14 protein-coding genes are annotated in these 15,055 nt (G+C 67.1%); 1 reads left to right on the top strand and 13 read right to left on the bottom strand.

Annotated elements, in window-relative coordinates:
* Positions 1-3: 3 nt before the first annotated feature.
* From ligA to smc, 3 genes are all read right to left on the bottom strand, one after another.
* The gene (gene ligA, locus OH686_RS02540; RefSeq protein ID WP_289536032.1) at positions 4-2,361 is read right to left on the bottom strand and encodes an NAD-dependent DNA ligase LigA; all 2,358 of its coding nucleotides are present in this window, start codon (positions 2,359-2,361) and stop codon (positions 4-6) included.
* Between the two features lie 69 nt (positions 2,362-2,430).
* On the bottom strand, positions 2,431-3,237 hold the full coding sequence (gene zipA / locus OH686_RS02545; RefSeq protein ID WP_289536033.1) for a cell division protein ZipA: 807 nt from the start codon (positions 3,235-3,237) through the stop codon (positions 2,431-2,433).
* A 185-nt stretch (positions 3,238-3,422) separates the two neighbouring features.
* Positions 3,423-6,911, bottom strand: a complete 3,489-nt coding sequence (gene smc, locus OH686_RS02550) for a chromosome segregation protein SMC (protein WP_289536034.1) — start codon at positions 6,909-6,911, stop codon at positions 3,423-3,425.
* 184 nt (positions 6,912-7,095) lie between these two features.
* On the opposite strand from smc, the gene OH686_RS02555 reads away from it, so the two are divergent.
* Positions 7,096-7,710, top strand: a complete 615-nt coding sequence (locus OH686_RS02555) for an HD domain-containing protein (RefSeq protein ID WP_289536035.1) — start codon at positions 7,096-7,098, stop codon at positions 7,708-7,710.
* Here OH686_RS02555 and OH686_RS02560 read toward each other — a convergent pair.
* The 10 genes from OH686_RS02560 to ccmA are packed head-to-tail and all read right to left on the bottom strand — an operon-like array spanning position 7,707 to position 14,920.
* Positions 7,707-8,030 carry a hypothetical protein gene (locus OH686_RS02560; protein ID WP_137972880.1) on the bottom strand — a complete coding sequence of 108 codons (324 nt, stop codon included), beginning with the start codon at positions 8,028-8,030 and terminating at the stop codon, positions 7,707-7,709. The two genes, OH686_RS02555 and OH686_RS02560, sit on opposite strands and share 4 nt — an antisense overlap.
* Positions 8,027-9,223 (bottom strand): c-type cytochrome biogenesis protein CcmI, encoded by a 1,197-nt coding sequence (gene ccmI / locus OH686_RS02565; RefSeq protein WP_289536036.1) that lies wholly within the window; start codon positions 9,221-9,223, stop codon positions 8,027-8,029. Before ccmI ends, OH686_RS02560 begins: the two co-directional genes overlap by 4 nt.
* Entirely contained in the window at positions 9,223-9,705 is a 483-nt protein-coding gene (locus OH686_RS02570) for a cytochrome c-type biogenesis protein (RefSeq protein WP_289536037.1), read from the bottom strand. The genes ccmI and OH686_RS02570 overlap by 1 nt, the downstream gene beginning before the upstream one ends.
* Positions 9,702-10,235, bottom strand: a complete 534-nt coding sequence (locus tag OH686_RS02575; RefSeq protein WP_289536038.1) for a DsbE family thiol:disulfide interchange protein — start codon at positions 10,233-10,235, stop codon at positions 9,702-9,704. The genes OH686_RS02570 and OH686_RS02575 overlap by 4 nt, the downstream gene beginning before the upstream one ends.
* Positions 10,232-12,205 (bottom strand): heme lyase CcmF/NrfE family subunit, encoded by a 1,974-nt coding sequence (locus OH686_RS02580; protein ID WP_289538786.1) that lies wholly within the window; start codon positions 12,203-12,205, stop codon positions 10,232-10,234. The genes OH686_RS02575 and OH686_RS02580 overlap by 4 nt, the downstream gene beginning before the upstream one ends.
* Positions 12,206-12,216: 11 nt before the next feature.
* The gene (ccmE, locus tag OH686_RS02585) at positions 12,217-12,672 is read right to left on the bottom strand and encodes a cytochrome c maturation protein CcmE (protein ID WP_289536039.1); all 456 of its coding nucleotides are present in this window, start codon (positions 12,670-12,672) and stop codon (positions 12,217-12,219) included.
* A complete protein-coding gene (gene ccmD / locus OH686_RS02590) occupies positions 12,669-12,845 on the bottom strand; it encodes a heme exporter protein CcmD (protein ID WP_289536040.1) in 177 nt (58 codons plus the stop codon). The genes ccmE and ccmD overlap by 4 nt, the downstream gene beginning before the upstream one ends.
* The gene (locus OH686_RS02595; protein ID WP_289538789.1) at positions 12,842-13,597 is read right to left on the bottom strand and encodes a heme ABC transporter permease; all 756 of its coding nucleotides are present in this window, start codon (positions 13,595-13,597) and stop codon (positions 12,842-12,844) included. The genes ccmD and OH686_RS02595 overlap by 4 nt, the downstream gene beginning before the upstream one ends.
* A gap of 19 nt (positions 13,598-13,616) precedes the next feature.
* Positions 13,617-14,288: a heme exporter protein CcmB gene (gene ccmB / locus OH686_RS02600; RefSeq protein ID WP_289536041.1), complete on the bottom strand. Its 672-nt coding sequence runs from the start codon at positions 14,286-14,288 to the stop codon at positions 13,617-13,619.
* Complete coding sequence (gene ccmA / locus OH686_RS02605) at positions 14,285-14,920, bottom strand: cytochrome c biogenesis heme-transporting ATPase CcmA (RefSeq protein WP_289536042.1); 636 nt, start codon at positions 14,918-14,920, stop codon at positions 14,285-14,287. Before ccmA ends, ccmB begins: the two co-directional genes overlap by 4 nt.
* Between the last annotated feature and the right edge of the window lie 135 nt (positions 14,921-15,055).

The raw sequence follows: 15,055 nt of genomic DNA on the forward strand, positions 1-15,055 counted from the left end.
AGCTCAGAGTCCGTAGCCGGCCAGCAGCTGCAGAAACTCCGCCTCGTCCATCACCTTCACGCCCAGCTCACTGGCTTTCGCCAGCTTGGAGCCGGCGCCCGGTCCAGCTACCACGCAGTGGGTCTTGGCCGATACCGATCCCGCCACCTTGGCGCCCAGGCCTTCCAGCTTGTCCTTGCCGACATCGCGGCTCATGGTCTCCAGCGTGCCCGTCAGCACCCAGGTCTGCCCCGCCAGCGGCAAGCCCTCGACCACCTTCTTCTCGCTCGTCCAGTGCATGCCGAAGTCACGCAACTGCGCCTCGATACGCACGGCGCGCTCGGCGTTGGCCGGCACATCGAAGAAGTCGCGCAGGGACTTGGCGGCCTTCTCGTTGAGCCGCTCGACCTGGCGCAGGTCCAGCCAGTCGGCCTTGATCACACCCTCCAGGCTGCCGAATTTGGCCGCCAGTTTCTCGGCACCGGTAGCGGCGATGAAGGGGATGTTGAGCTTGTCGATAAAGCCCGGTAGGGTCGCGCAGGCGGCAAACTCGGCGCTGAGCTCGCCCTCCTCCTGCAGTTCGACGCCACGGGCCAGCAGGTCGTCGATGACCTTGAGATTGTGCGAGTCGCCGAAGAAGTTGTGGATCTCGAAGGCGACTTCCAGGCCGACATCCGGCAGGTAGGTCAGCACCTCCGGCAGGGCCACGCGGATGCGCGCCAGCGAACCGAGGGCGCGAGCCAGCAGCTTGGCGGTTTCCTCGCCCACGTCCGGGATGCCCAGGGCATAGATGAAGCGCGCCAGGGTCGGCTTGGCACTGGCCTTGATCGCCGCCAGCAGGTTGCGGGTGGACAGATCGGCAAAGCCGTCCAGCGCCACCACCTGCTCGTAGGTCAGGGTGAAAAGATCGGCCGGCGAAGCCACGAGGCCGGTGTCGACCAGCTGCTCGACGATCTTGTCGCCCAGACCTTCGATATCCAGCGCACGGCGCGAGGCGAAGTGGATGATCGCCTGCTTCAGCTGGGCGCCGCAGGCCAGGCGGCCGACGCAGCGATAGACCGAGCCTTCGCTGGTGGTTTCCTTGCCCTTGGCGCGCTTGACCAGCTGGGTGCGCTCAACCGCGGAGCCGCACACCGGGCACTGCTCCGGCACATGTACCGGCCGCGCATCGGCGGGACGGCGCTCGGCCACCACCTGCATCACCTGGGGGATTACATCGCCGGCGCGGCGGATGATTACTGTATCGCCGATCATCAGGCCCAGGCGCGCCACTTCGTCCATGTTGTGCAGGGTGGCGTTGGCTACGGTGACGCCGGCCACCTTGACCGGTTTGAGCCGCGCCACCGGGGTGACAGCGCCGGTGCGGCCGACCTGGAACTCCACATCGAGCAGCTCGGTGAGTTCCTCCTGAGCCGGGAACTTCTGGGCCAGCGCCCAGTGAGGGGTGCGGGCGCGGAAGCCCAGCTGCTGCTGGTCCTCGATGTTGTTGACCTTGAACACCACGCCGTCGATGTCATAGGCCAGGCCCATGCGCCGCTCGCCGATGTCGCGGTAGTAGTCCAGGCAGGCCTCCACACCCTTGGCCAGTTTCAGCTCGCGGCTGATCGGCACGCCCCAGGCCTTGAGCTGCTGCAGCATGCCGACCTGGGTGGCCGGCAGCTCGCCGCTGACCTGGCCGACGCCGTAGCAGCAGAACTCCAGCGGGCGGCTGGCGGTGATGCGCGGGTCGAGTTGGCGCAGGCTGCCGGCGGCGGCGTTGCGCGGGTTGGCGAAGGTCTTGCCGCCGCTCTCGGCCTGGCGCGCGTTGAGCTCGTCGAAGCCGGCCTTGGGCATGTACACCTCGCCACGCACTTCCAACAGCGCCGGCCAGCCCTCGCCCTTGAGCTTCAGCGGTACGTTGCGGATGGTACGCACGTTGGCGCTGATGTCTTCGCCCGTGCTGCCGTCGCCACGGGTGGCGCCACGCACCAGTTGGCCATCGCGATACAGCAGGCTGACGGCCAGGCCATCGAGCTTGGGCTCGCAGCTGTACTCCACCTCGGCGCCACCGCCGAACAGATCGCCACCGGAAATGCCGAGGCCGCTCTGCACGCTGCGGTCGAAGGAGCGCAGGTCTTCTTCCTCGAAACCGTTGCCCAGGCTGAGCATCGGCACCTCGTGACGTACCTCGCCGAAGGCGCTCAGCGCCTCGCCACCCACACGCTGTGTCGGCGATTCCGGCGTCACCAGCTCGGGATGCTCCGCCTCCAGGGCCTGCAGCTCGCGGAACAGGCGGTCGTACTCGGCGTCCGGTACGCTCGGCTGGTCCAGCACGTAGTAGCGGTAGTTGTGCTCATCCAGCTCGGCACGGAGGTCGGCAATGCGTTGGGCGGCGTCGGTCATGGTGCGTGTGTCCTTGAAAACGACAAGAGCAGCCTAGGCTGCTCTTGGGATTGCAATGCGCTGAAGCGGTCAGCGCTTGCCGGCGAGCTGCTTCTTGCGCTCGAACTCGACGATGCGTTGACGGTAGTGTTCGATGGTCTGCGCGGTCATCACGCTGCGCTGGTCGTCCTTCAGCTCGCCGTTCAGCTCGTGGGCCAGCTTGCGGGCGGCAGCGATCATCACGTCGAACGCCTGCTTCGGATGGCGCGGGCCCGGCAGGCCGAGGAAGAAGCTCACCGCCGGGGTGTAGAACAGCTCGAAGTCGTCCAGATCGAAGGTGCCCGGCTTGACGCCATTGGCCATGGAGAACAGCACCTCGCCATTGCCGGCCATGCTCTCGTGGCGGTGGAAGATGTCCATCTCGCCGAAGCGCAGGCCACTCTCCAGGATGTTCTGCAGCAGCGCCGGGCCCTTGAAGCCATCGGCATCGCGGGCGATCACGTTGATCACCAGCACTTCTTCCACCGGCAGCGCCTCGCGGGCCTGGGTGGGCAGCTCCTCGTCGTCCTCGACCGGGATCAGCAGGGTCGGCACCGGCTCGTCGGCGTCCAGTCCCAGATCGCCCTGTTTGGGTTCGAGGTTGCGCTTGCGATTGAGCTCGCTGGCGCTGACGGTGGGCATGTCCGCTTCGTTGAATTCGGGTTCGCGCTTGCGATCGATGACGCGCGCGGGGCCAAGCAGGTCGGGATCGGCATCGTCGTCGGGAAGGTTGCTGAAACTGTGGTCCAGCTTGAACTTCAGCTTGCCACTGCCGCCACGCATGCGACGCCAGCCATCAAACAGAATGCCGACGATGACGATGACACCAACGACGATCAGCCAATAGCGCAGCTCCATGAAACTCCCAAGCCCCTGAAAGATGAATATGTAATGAAAATAAGGGCTTCCTGCCCCTTTGGAACGCGAACAACTGTATGTTTCTACAGGTATTTTTCGCGCGTAACAAAAGTGGGTCCTAAGCTAGCACGACGAACGGTAAATGTGCACCGTTGCAAGGCATTTTGCCGCGCTTAATGCCTTGCTCAGGCCTCTACCAGGGTCATCGCCTCCTCGACATCCACCGCCACCAGGCGCGAGCAACCCGGCTCGTGCATGGTCACCCCCATCAGCTGATCGGCCATCTCCATGGCGATCTTGTTGTGGGTGATGTAGATGAACTGCACCGTCTCCGACATCTCCTTGACCAGCCGCGCATAGCGGCCGACGTTGGCGTCGTCGAGCGGTGCATCCACTTCATCGAGCATGCAGAACGGCGCCGGGTTCAACTTGAAGATGGCGAACACCAGCGCAAGGGCGGTCAGCGCCTTCTCGCCACCGGAGAGCAGGTGGATGGTGCTGTTCTTCTTGCCCGGAGGCCTCGCCATGATCGCCACGCCCGTATCCAGCAAATCTTCGCCGGTCAGCTCCAGGTAGGCGTGGCCGCCGCCGAAGACCTTGGGGAACAGTGCCTGCAGCCCGGAGTTGATCTGATCGAAGGTCTCCTTGAAGCGGTTGCGGGTTTCCTTGTCGATCTTGCGGATGACGTTTTCCAGGGTCTCCAGCGCCTCCACCAGGTCGGCATTCTGCGCATCCAGGTAGCGCTTGCGCTCGGACTGCTGCTGGTACTCGTCGATGGCCGCCAGGTTGATCGCGCCCAGGCGGGCGATGCGCCCCGCCAGCTGCTCCAGCTGCTGGTCCCAGGCCGCCTCGCTGGCCTCGGCAGGCAGCGTGGCGAGTACTCCATGCAGGTCGTAGCCGTCTTCCAGCAGCTGATCCTGCAGCGCCTTGCGCCTTATGTTCAGGCCCTGCCAGTCCATGCGCTGCTGTTCCAGCTGGCCACGCAGCAGTTGCGCCTGCTGCTCGGCCTGGCTGCGGCGCTTTTCGGCGTCGCGCAGCTCGCGGTCGGCATCTTCCAGGGCCAGGCGGGCGAGCTTGAGCTCGTCCTCCACGCCCATGCGCCTCTCCAGCAGCTCCTCGAGCTTCATGCGCAGCTCTTCTAGCGGCGCGGCGCCCTCCTCCAGGTTGAGGTTGAGCTGCTCGCGACGCTCGATGGCGCGTTCGAACTGCAGCTCCAGGCGCTCCAGGGCCTGGCGCGTGGACTCGTGCTGCGCGCGGATGCTGCCCAGGCGCACGGCCAGCTGATGGGCGTGGTCCTTGTGCTGGCGCGCCTCCTGGCGCACCCGGTCGAGGCGCTCGCGCAGCTGGTCGCGGCTGGCCAGCAGCTGCTCACGCTGCTCGGTGTCGATGGCCATGGCGTCCAGCGCGTCCTGCAGCACCAGGCGTGACTCGCCCAGCTGCTCCTGCTCCAGCTCGCGCTGCTCGGCGGCCTCGCCCTGCTCTTCCTCCAGGCGACGCCGCCGCAGCGCCAGCTGCTCGACCTTGGCCTGGCCGGCAGAGAGTTTGGCCTTCAGCTCGCCCTGGCGCCGTGCTTCGTCCTGCACCAGACGACGCTGCTGTTCGCGCGCCTCTTCCTGCTGGCGCTGTGCGGCCTGCAGGCGCTGCAGGTTCTCCTCGAGATCGGCCAGGTTCGCCTCGCGTTCATCACGCTCGGCCTGCAGTCGCTCCAGCTCCTGGCCGCGCGCCAGCACGCCGCTCTCCGCCTCGCTGGCGCGCCGCACCCGCAGGAACTGCCGGCCGACCCAGTAGCCATCTCGGCTGATCAGCGACTCGCCATCGCCCAGCTGCAGGCGCTGGGCCAGGGCCTGGTCCAGGCTCTCCACCGGGCGCACCTTGCCCAGCCAGGGCGCCAGGTCGATATTCGCCTCGACCTTGTCCAGTAGGCTGCCGGCCATGCGCGCGCCGCCGGCTTGCGGATTGATCAGGCGCAGCTCGCCCTGATCGAAGTCGTTCAGGTTCAGGCCATCGAAATCATTCAGCAGCACGGCCTGCAGATCGGCACCCAGCACCGTCTCCACCGCCAGTTCCCAGCCGCTCTCTACGCGCAGGCCTTCGGCCAGGCGCGGGCGATTGCTCAGCTGCTGCTCGCGCAGCCACTCGGCGGCGCCTTTGCCTGGGTTCAGCGCGGCCTGCTGCAACGCCTCCAGGGAGGCGAGACGGCCGTTCAGCCGCTGCAGTTCGCCCTGGGCCTGTTGCTGGGCCTGGCTGGCCTGCTGCAGTTCGCCGCGCAGCTGTTCGAGGTGCTCGGCCTGACCTGCTTCGGCGGCGTGCAGCTCTTCCAGGTGCATGTCGCTGACGGCCAGTTGCTCGGCCAGCTCGAGGATGGCGGCGTCTTCGGGATCGGCGGCCAGCTGGGCCAGTTCGTCGCTCAGGCGGCGCTGACGCTCCACCAGACGCTCCAGACTCTGCTCTAGCTGGGCGATGCGCGATTGCTGTACTTCGGCCTGGCGGCGCGGCTCGGCGCTGCGCTGGTTGAAGTGTTCCCACTGCTCCTGCCAGCCGTGCATGGCGCCTTCGGCTTCTTCCAGGGCGGCGGCGGACTCCTCGGCGGCGGCGCTGGTCAGCTCCTGCTCGGGTTCGAGCATGGCCAGCTCTTCACCCAGGGTGGCCAGCAGGGTGCGATCGTGGCCCAGGTGCGATTCGGTTTCCAGGCGCGCGCGCTCCGCCTCGTTGAGATCGTCCTGCAGCTGGCGCAGGCGCTGCTGGCCGTGCTGGATGCTCTGCTCGACCCGGGCGATATCGCCGCCCACCGAATAGAAGCGCGCCTGCACCTGATTGAAGCGTTCGGACAGCTCGTGGTGGCCGTCGCGCAGGCGCTCGATGCTGGCGTCGGCGCTGCGCTGCTCGGCCACCAGCGCCTCGTAGGCCACTTCCTGGTCACCGATCACCTGCTCGCGGCTGCCCACCTGCAGGTTCAGCGCCTGCCAGCGCAGGGCCGACAGCTGGGCCTTGAGCTGACGCTCCTCGGCCTTGTATTCCTGATACTTCTCGGCGGCCTGGGCCTGGCGATGCAGGCGTTCGAGCTGGCGCTCCAGCTCTTCGCGCAGGTCGGTCAGGCGCGCCAGGTTTTCCTGGGTGCGACGGATGCGGCTCTCGGTCTCGCGGCGACGCTCTTTGTACTTGGAGATGCCGGCGGCTTCCTCGATGAAATTCCGCAGATCCTCGGGCTTCGCCTCGATCAGCTTGGAGATCATGCCCTGCTCGATGATCGAGTAGCTGCGCGGGCCCAGGCCGGTGCCGAGGAAGATGTCGGTGATGTCGCGGCGGCGGCACTTGGTGCCGTTGAGGAAATAGGTGTTCTGCGCGTCGCGGGTCACCCGGCGACGGATGGAAATCTCGGCGAAGGCCGCGTACTCGCCGACCAGGCTGCCGTCTGAGTTGTCGAAGATCAGTTCGATGGAGGCCTGGGTCACCGGCTTGCGGGTGTTGGAGCCGTTGAAGATGACGTCGGTCATCGACTCGCCGCGCAGGTTCTTCGCCGAACTCTCGCCCATCACCCAGCGCACGGCGTCGATGATGTTGGACTTGCCGCAGCCGTTGGGCCCGACCACCGCTGCCATGTTGCTGGGGAAGTTGACCGTGGTGGGGTCGACGAAGGACTTGAAGCCCGCCAGCTTGATGCACTTCAGGCGCATGCCAGGGCCTCCGCGGGGACACGGCGGGAGATGCGCAGGACGAGGCGGTCCGCTGCCATGAAGTGCATGGAAATCCTTGTGATAAGGGGCGAAACGGGAAGTCGCGCGAGTGTATCACAGGGTTTTTCGCGGCCAAGAGCCGCGCCCGCGCTATGCTGGCGGCCCGATCATGGCGAGGTGAAGGATGCTCTCGGAAAAACGCTGGCAAGCGCTCTGGCAGGAACTTGGCGGCTCGGCCCCAGCCGGCAGCTTCGCCGAGCTTTTGGCGGCCTATGCCGCGCCGGATCGCCACTATCATGGCGTCAGCCATATCCAGGCCTGCCTGGCTCACCTGCAACGCTGGCAGCAACTGGCCAGGGATCCGGCACTGGTGGAGCTGGCGCTATGGACCCACGACCTGATCTACGACACCCGCCGCCAGGACAACGAGGCCGTCAGCGCCGAGCGTGCCTGCCAGTGGCTGGAGGAAGTGGGCCTGGGCGCAAAGGCCAACGCGCTGCGCGAGATGATTCTCGCCACCCGCCATCAGCAGGCGCCGGACGACGCCGATGCGGCGCTGGTGGTGGATATCGACCTGTCGATCCTGGCCAGCGATGCGTCGGTGTATGCGGGCTACGAGGCGGCCGTGCGCGCCGAGTACGCCTGGGTGCCGGAGCCGCTGTTCCGCGCCGGCCGCGCCAGGCTATTGCGCCAGTTGCTGGATATGCCTGCGCTCTATCACCACGCGCCGCTGGCGGCGCTGTGGGAGGCGCCGGCCCGGCGCAACCTGCAGGCTGCGCTGGCGAAGCTGGAGAGTTAGTCGGCGATGGTGCGGCCCAGACCGGCCGGCACACCGCTATTGTCGGTGGGCTGCCAGGGGCCGTTCGGGCTGCTGGCCCAGTTCCAGCCGCGATCCCAGCGGTAGTAGACGCGCTCGCGGTAGTACAGCTTGGTGCTGCCCTGGATCACGTACACGCCCAGCGCCGGGTCCCAGTAGGCATTGCCACCGGGTGGCGGCGCGTAGCGCGGGTGGCTCTGCTGCTTCTGCGCGGGCTCGCCGCCTTTGGGCGTGACACCAGGCTGCAGGGCGCAGCCGCTCAGGGCGAGCAGCAGGCTCAGGGAAACCAGCGACTTGTTCATTGCGCTTGCTCCGGGCTGTCGATCAGCAGTTGCTGAGGCTCGCTGGTGCTGCTGGCGATCGGTTGACCACGGCCGACCCACTCACCCTGGGTCGCCAGGCCACTGCGCGAGATGCGCGCCACCAGCTGGATCTGCGGGAAACTGGAAAGCTTGAGCTGCTCCATCATCGCATCCTTGTCGCTCAGTTCGACCTTGGCCGGCAGGTCGGCCACGGTCAGGCGCTTGACCGCCAGCGGCATGGGCGGGCCAGACGCGGCGCGGGCGAAGACGAACACCGCATCGCCCGGCTGCACCTTGGACTTGAGTGTAGGAGCCAGATCGACGCTGACCCGGATCAGCGCCATGGATTTGTTCAACACCTCGCCCGGCGCCGGCTGGCCGGCGGCCTGCAGCTGCTCGCGGGCACGCTCGATGCCGACCTGGATCGAGGCGCGGGCCGGGTCTTCCGCCGGCATCTGCGCCGACAGGCGCTGCCAGTAGTCGATGGCCTCGGCGAAGCGCTCTTCCTCGAAGGCGGCGATGCCCAGCAGGCCGAGGCTGGTGGCCTCATTGGGGTCGGCCTTGAGCGCCTCGTCGGTGAGGGCCTGCATCTGCGCGCTCCACTGCTTGTCCGCAGCGAAGTACAGGGCCTGGGCCCACAGACCGAGCAGCTCGGGCGCGCGGCCGGCGGCGCGCACCGCGTGCTCGTAGGCCATGGCGGATTTGCCGGCGTCGCCGTTGCCCATGTAGATGCGGCCCAGGTAGTACCAGGCCTCGGCGGAATCCGGGTTGTCTTTGACCGCCTGTTCCAGGCGCGCGATCATCTGGTCGATGCTCGGCCGATCCTGCATGGCGGCCAGATCCTGGCTGGCGCCCCAGTGCCAGTACAGGGCGAAGGTCAGGCCCGGCAGTGCCAGGGCGATCAACAGCGGCAGGGCCTTGCCCAGCAGACGGCCGCGGCCAGTGCCGGCGCCTTCGGTGTCGGCCAGCAGCTCACGCGCGGCCTCGGCCTGGCCGGCGTCGAACTGCTCGACCGTCAGCGTGCCGGCCTCGCGCTGAGCGGTGAGTTCGGCCAGGCGCTCCTGGTACAGGGCGACGTTGAGGGCGGTGCGGTCTTCCTCGGCCTGGGCGCGACGGCCACGCAGCACGGGAATCAGCAGGAAAGCCGTGCCGACCAGCAGCAGCAGGCCGACGGCGAGCCAGAATTCGATCATCAGTCTTGGGTATCCCGGGTTTCTTTCAGCAGAGCGTCCAGGCGCTCGCGTTCGGCGGCGCTCAGGGCCACCTGTGCCGGCGCCTGCTTCACCTTGCGGCGGCGCAACACCAGCACGCAGAGCGCGATGGCGCCCAGGCCCAGCAGGCCGAAGGGGCCATACCAGAGCAGCCAGGTGCGGCTGTCCAGCGGCGGCTTGTACATCACGAAATCGCCATAGCGCATGACCAGGAAATCGACGATCTCCTTGTCGCTCCTGCCCTCCTCCAGCATGCGGAAGATCTCGCGGCGCAGGTCGGTGGCGATCGGCGCATTGGAGTCGGCGATGTTCTGGTTCTGGCACTTCGGGCACCGCAGCTCTTCGGTGAGACCGCGGAAGCGCTCGCGCTCGACCTCGTCCTTGAACTGGTAGGTGTCGATGGCGGCGCGGGCGGCGCCGACCAGGCTCAGCCCCAGCAGGCAGGCGATCAGCAGGCGCTTCACGGCTTTTCCTCCTGCAGGGCTTGGTATCGCGGCGCCAGCTCCTTGCGCCAGACGTTCTCGTCGATGGCGCCGACGTACTTGTGGCGGATGATACCCTGGGCGTCGATCAGGAAGGTCTCCGGCGCGCCGTACACGCCCAGGTTGATGCCCAGCGAGCCCTGCGGGTCGGCGACATTGACTTGGTACGGGTCGAGGTAGTCCTTCAGCCACTTGCGCGCGGCCGCGCTGTCGTCCTTGTAGTTGACCCCGTGGATCACCACGCCGGCCTCGGCAAGGCGATTGAGCATCTGGTGCTCGGCCTTGCAGGTCGGGCACCAGGTGGCCCAGACGTTGACCAGCGCCGGACCCTTGAGGTCCTTCTCGGTGATCAGGCGCTGCTCGTTCTTCAGGTCCGGCAGGCTGAAGGCCGGCAGCGGCTTGTCGATCAGCGCCGAGGGCAGTTCCTGCGGGTTGAGGAACAGGCCGCGGTAGAGGAACACCGCCATGGCCAGGAACAGCGCCAGCGGCAACAGCAGGATCAGACGTTTCATGCAGTCGCCTCCGGCATGCCCAGCACATCGCGCACGCGACTCCGCACCTTGACCCGATAGCGCGGATCGAAGGCCGCCAGCAGGCCGCCGAGGCCCATCATTAGGCCGCCCAGCCAGATCCAGCGCACGTAGGGCTTGATGTGCACACGCACGGCCCAGGCGCCATTTTCCAGCGGCTCGCCGAGGGCGACGTAGAGGTCGCGAGTCAGCCCGGCGTCGATGCCGGCCTCGGTCATAGGCATCTGCTGCACGGTGTACAGGCGCTTCTCCGGATGCAGCACGGCGACTTCCTCGCCATCCTGCAGCACGCGCACGGTGCCCTTGTCCGAGGTGAAGTTGGGGCCCTCGAAGTGCTTGGCACCCTCGAATACAAACACATAGCCACCCAGCTCCAGGGACTCGCCCGGCGCCAGGCGCAGGTCACGCTCGGCGCTGCCGTGGCTGACCAGCACCACGCCGATGGCGCACACGGCGATGCCCAGGTGTGCCAGCTGCATGCCCCAGTAGCTGCTGGAGAGGCTACGGATGCCCTTCAGCAGGCCCTTGTGGCGGCACTTGTCGAGCAGGTCGCGCACACCGGCCAGCAACACCCAGAAGGCCAGCAGGAATACCGCCAGCACGCTCCAGTGGAAGTCACCGAACAGCCAGCTGGCGAGGAAGCCGAGCACCACGCTGCCGACCAGTACCGGGGTGAGCATGCCGATCAGCCATTGCGCCGGGGTGTCCTTCCAGCGCACCAGCACGCCGACGGCCATCACCAGCATCAGCAGCGCCATCAGCGGCACGAACAGGGCGTTGAAGTACGGCGGCCCGACCGACAGCTTGGCGCCGGACAGCGCATCCAGCACCAGCGGGTAGAGGGTGCCGAGCAGAATCATCGAGGCCGCCACCACCAGCACCAGGTTGTTGGCCAGCAGCAGGGTCTCGCGCGACCACAGGGCGAAGCCGACCTGGCTCTTGACCACCGGCGCGCGCACGGCGAACAGCGCCAGCGAACCGCCGACCACCACCAGCAGGAAGATCAGGATGAACACACCGCGCGCCGGGTCGTTGGCGAAGGCATGCACCGAGGTCAGCACGCCGGAACGGACCAGGAAGGTGCCGAGCAGGCTCAGGGAGAAGGCGGCGATGGCCAGCAGCACGGTCCAGCTCTTGAATACGCCACGCTTCTCGGTCACCGCCAGCGAGTGGATCAGCGCGGTGCCGACCAGCCAGGGCATGAACGAGGCGTTCTCCACCGGGTCCCAGAACCACCAGCCGCCCCAACCCAATTCGTAGTAGGCCCACCAGGAGCCCAGGGCGATGCCGATGCCGAGGAAGGCCCAGGCAACGATAGTCCAGGGCCGCGACCAGCGCGCCCAGGCGGCGTCCAGCTTGCCGCCGAGCAGCGCGGCGATGGCGAAGGCGAAGGCCACCGAGAAGCCGACGTAGCCCATGTACAGCATCGGCGGATGGACGATCAGGCCGAAGTCCTGCAGCAGCGGGTTGAGGTCGCGGCCGTTGAGCGGCGCATCCGGCAGCAGGCGCTCGAAGGGGTTGGAGGTGATGATCAGGAACAGCAGGAAACCGACGCTGATCATGCCCATCACGGCCAGCACGCGAGCCAGCATCACGTCCGGCAGCTGGCGCGAGAAGATCGCCACGGCGAAGGTCCAGCCGCCGAGGATCAGCGCCCACAGCAGCAGCGAGCCCTCGTGGGCGCCCCACACAGCGCTGAACTTGTAGTACCAGGGCAAGGCGCTGTTGGAGTTGTTGGCCACGTAGGCCACGGAGAAGTCGTCGGCCATGAAGGCCCAGGTCAGGCAGGCGAAAGCGAACGCCAGCATGGTGAACTGGCCCCAGGCCGCCGGCTGCGCCAGGCCCATCCACTGGCGGTCGCCGAGCCAGGCGCCGATCAGCGGCAGGATAGCCTGCACCAGGGCCAGGCACAGGGCGAGGATCAGGGCCACATGGCCCAGCTCGGGAATCATCAGCGCGGCGTTCATTGCTTGGCCTCGCCGTCGGCCGGCAGCTTGCCGCTGTCCTTCAGGGCCTTGGTGACTTCCGGCGGCATGTAGTTCTCGTCGTGCTTGGCCAGCACCTCATCGGCCACCAGCACGCCGTCGGCGCCCAGCTTACCGAGGGCGACTATGCCCTGCTCCTCGCGGAACAAGTCCGGCAGGATGCCGCGGTAGCGGATGGTCACGCTCTTGGCGAAGTCGGTGACCACGAATTCGACGTCCAGCGAATCGGCGGAACGCTTGACCGAACCCTTGGCGACCATGCCACCGGCGCGGATGCGGGTGTCCTGCGGCGCTTCGCCGTTGGCGATCTGGGTCGGGGTGTAGAACAGGTTGATGTTCTCCTGCAGCGCGCTAAGGGCCAGGCCTACCGCGGCGGAAACGCCGACGAGGATGGCCAGGACGATGTACAGGCGTTTCTTGCGGACCGCGTTCACTGTTGTTTCTCCCGGCGCAAACGGCGCGCCTCGTCTTGCAGGTAACGCCGGCGGGCCAGGATCGGCAGCGCGACGTTGAGGGCCAGCACCGCCAGGCTGATGCCGTAGGCCGACCACACGTAGGCGCCATGGTGGCCCATGGCAAGGAATTCGCTGAAGGAGGCGAAGCTCATGCCCTGCCCTCCACCAGACGGCCGATCTCGGCCTTCACCCAGCTACTGCGGGCCTCGCGCTTGAGCACTTCGGTGCGCATGCGATAGAGCAGCACGGCGCCGAGGAAGCAGTAGAAGCCGAGCACGCAGAGCAGCAACGGCAGCCACATCTCCATGCTCATGCTGGCCTTGCCGGTGACCTTGAAGGTGGCCGGCTGGTGCAGGGTGTTCCACCACTCCACGGACTTCTGGATGATCGGGATGTTCACCGCGCCGACCAGCGCCAGCACCGCGCAGGCCTTGGCCGCGCTGTCGCGGTTGGAGATGGCGTTGCCCAGGGCGATGACGCCGAAGTAGAGGAACAGCAGGATCAGCATCGAAGTCAGGCGCGCGTCCCAGATCCAGTAGGTACCCCAGGTCGGCTTGCCCCAGATGGCGCCGGTGACCAGCGCGACGAAGCACAACCAGGCGCCGATCGGCGCGGCCTGCTGCAGGGCCACGTCGGCCAGCTTCATCTTCCACACCAGGCCGACCAGGCCGGCCACCGCCATCATCAGGTAGCAGGACTGGGCGAGGAACGCCGCCGGCACGTGGATGTAGATGATCCGGTAGCTGTTACCCTGGTACTTCTCCGGCGGCGCGAAGGCCAGGCCCCAGACGATGCCGACGGCCAGCAGCACGACGGCAGCCGCGGCCAGCCACGGCAGCCAGCGGCCGCTGCGCTCATAGAACCACTTGGGCGAACCCCATTGATGGAACCAAGTCCACTTCATCTTCACGGTGACTCTTTAGTTATTCGCCGACGCTGATTCGCAGTCCGGCGCCGATTGCAAAGGGTGTCAGGGTGACCGCCAGGGCGGTCAGGCTGGCCAGCCACAACAGGTGGCCGGCCGCCGGCAATCCTTGCAGGGCCGCCTGCAGCGCCCCGGTGCCGAGAATCAGCACCGGGATGTACAGCGGCAGAATCAACAGCGCCAGCAGCAGCCCGCCGCGCTTGAGGCCGACGGTCAGCGCCGCCCCCACCGCGCCGAGCAGGCTCAGCACCGGGGTACCGAGCAGCAGCGATGCCAGCAGCACCGGCAGGCAGCGCCCGGGCAAACCGAGCATCAGGGCCAGCAGCGGCGCCAGCAGCACCAGGGCCAACCCCGAGAACAGCCAGTGTGCCAGCACCTTGGCCAGGACCAGAAGGGGCAGCGGGTGCGACGAAAGGACCCACTGCTCCAGCGAGCCGTCCTCGAAATCACTGCGGAAGAGCCCGTCCAGCGAGAGCAGAACGGCCAATAGCGCCGCTACCCAGATCAGCCCGGGCGACAAGGTCTGTAACAGATTGGTCTCGGGACCCACGGCCAGCGGGAACAGGGCAATGACGATGGCGAAGAACACCAGCGGGTTGGCCAGCTCGGCCGGGCGGCGGAACAGCAGGCGGGCTTCACGCGACAGCAGCAGGAAGAAGACGTTGTTCATGCGCTGCGCCGCCCCAGATCCAGTTCGCGATAGCCGGATGGCTTCTCGCTCAGGCTGTGGTGGGTGGTCAGCACCACCAGGCCGCCCTGCTCGCAGTGTCGGGCCAGGTGCGCCTCTAGCTGCGCCACGCCCTGTTTATCCAGGGCGGTGAAGGGCTCGTCGAGAATCCACAGCGGCGGCGCGTCCAGGTACAACCGGGCCAGGGCCACGCGGCGCTGCTGGCCGGCGGACAGGGTGTGGCAGGGAACGTCTTCGAAGCCGCGCAGACCGACCGTTTCCAGCGCCTGCCAGATGGCATCGCGCGCAGCTGGTTGGTGCAAGGCGCAGAGCCAGGCGAGGTTCTCTTCGGCGGTGAGCAGGCCCTTGATGCCGGCCGCGTGGCCGATCCACAGCAGGCTGCGCCCCAGTTCGCCATGCTGGCTGGCCAGCGGCTTGCCGTTCAGCAGCACTTCACCGGAGATCGGCTGCATCAGCCCGGCCAGCAGGCGCAGCAGGCTGGTCTTGCCACTGCCGTTGGGACCAGACACCTGCAACAAGGTGCCGCCGGCGAGGTCCAACTCCAGGTGCTCGAACAGCAGACGCCAGTCCCGCTCGCAGGCGAGGGCAACGGCTTGGAGTCGTGGACTGATCACTGCATGGCATCCCGGAGGGGTTCAAGTCAGAGGGGGGCTGGCCGCTATACTGTGGCAAGTTGACCGTACAGCCAGCCCGAAACGGCCGGCATTATACATGCCGGGCTTTACCCTCCGAAGCCGGCTTTTTGACAG

It is taken from the genome of Pseudomonas sp. SO81, assembly GCF_030374125.1.
Classification (GTDB): Bacteria; Pseudomonadota; Gammaproteobacteria; order Pseudomonadales; family Pseudomonadaceae; genus Aquipseudomonas.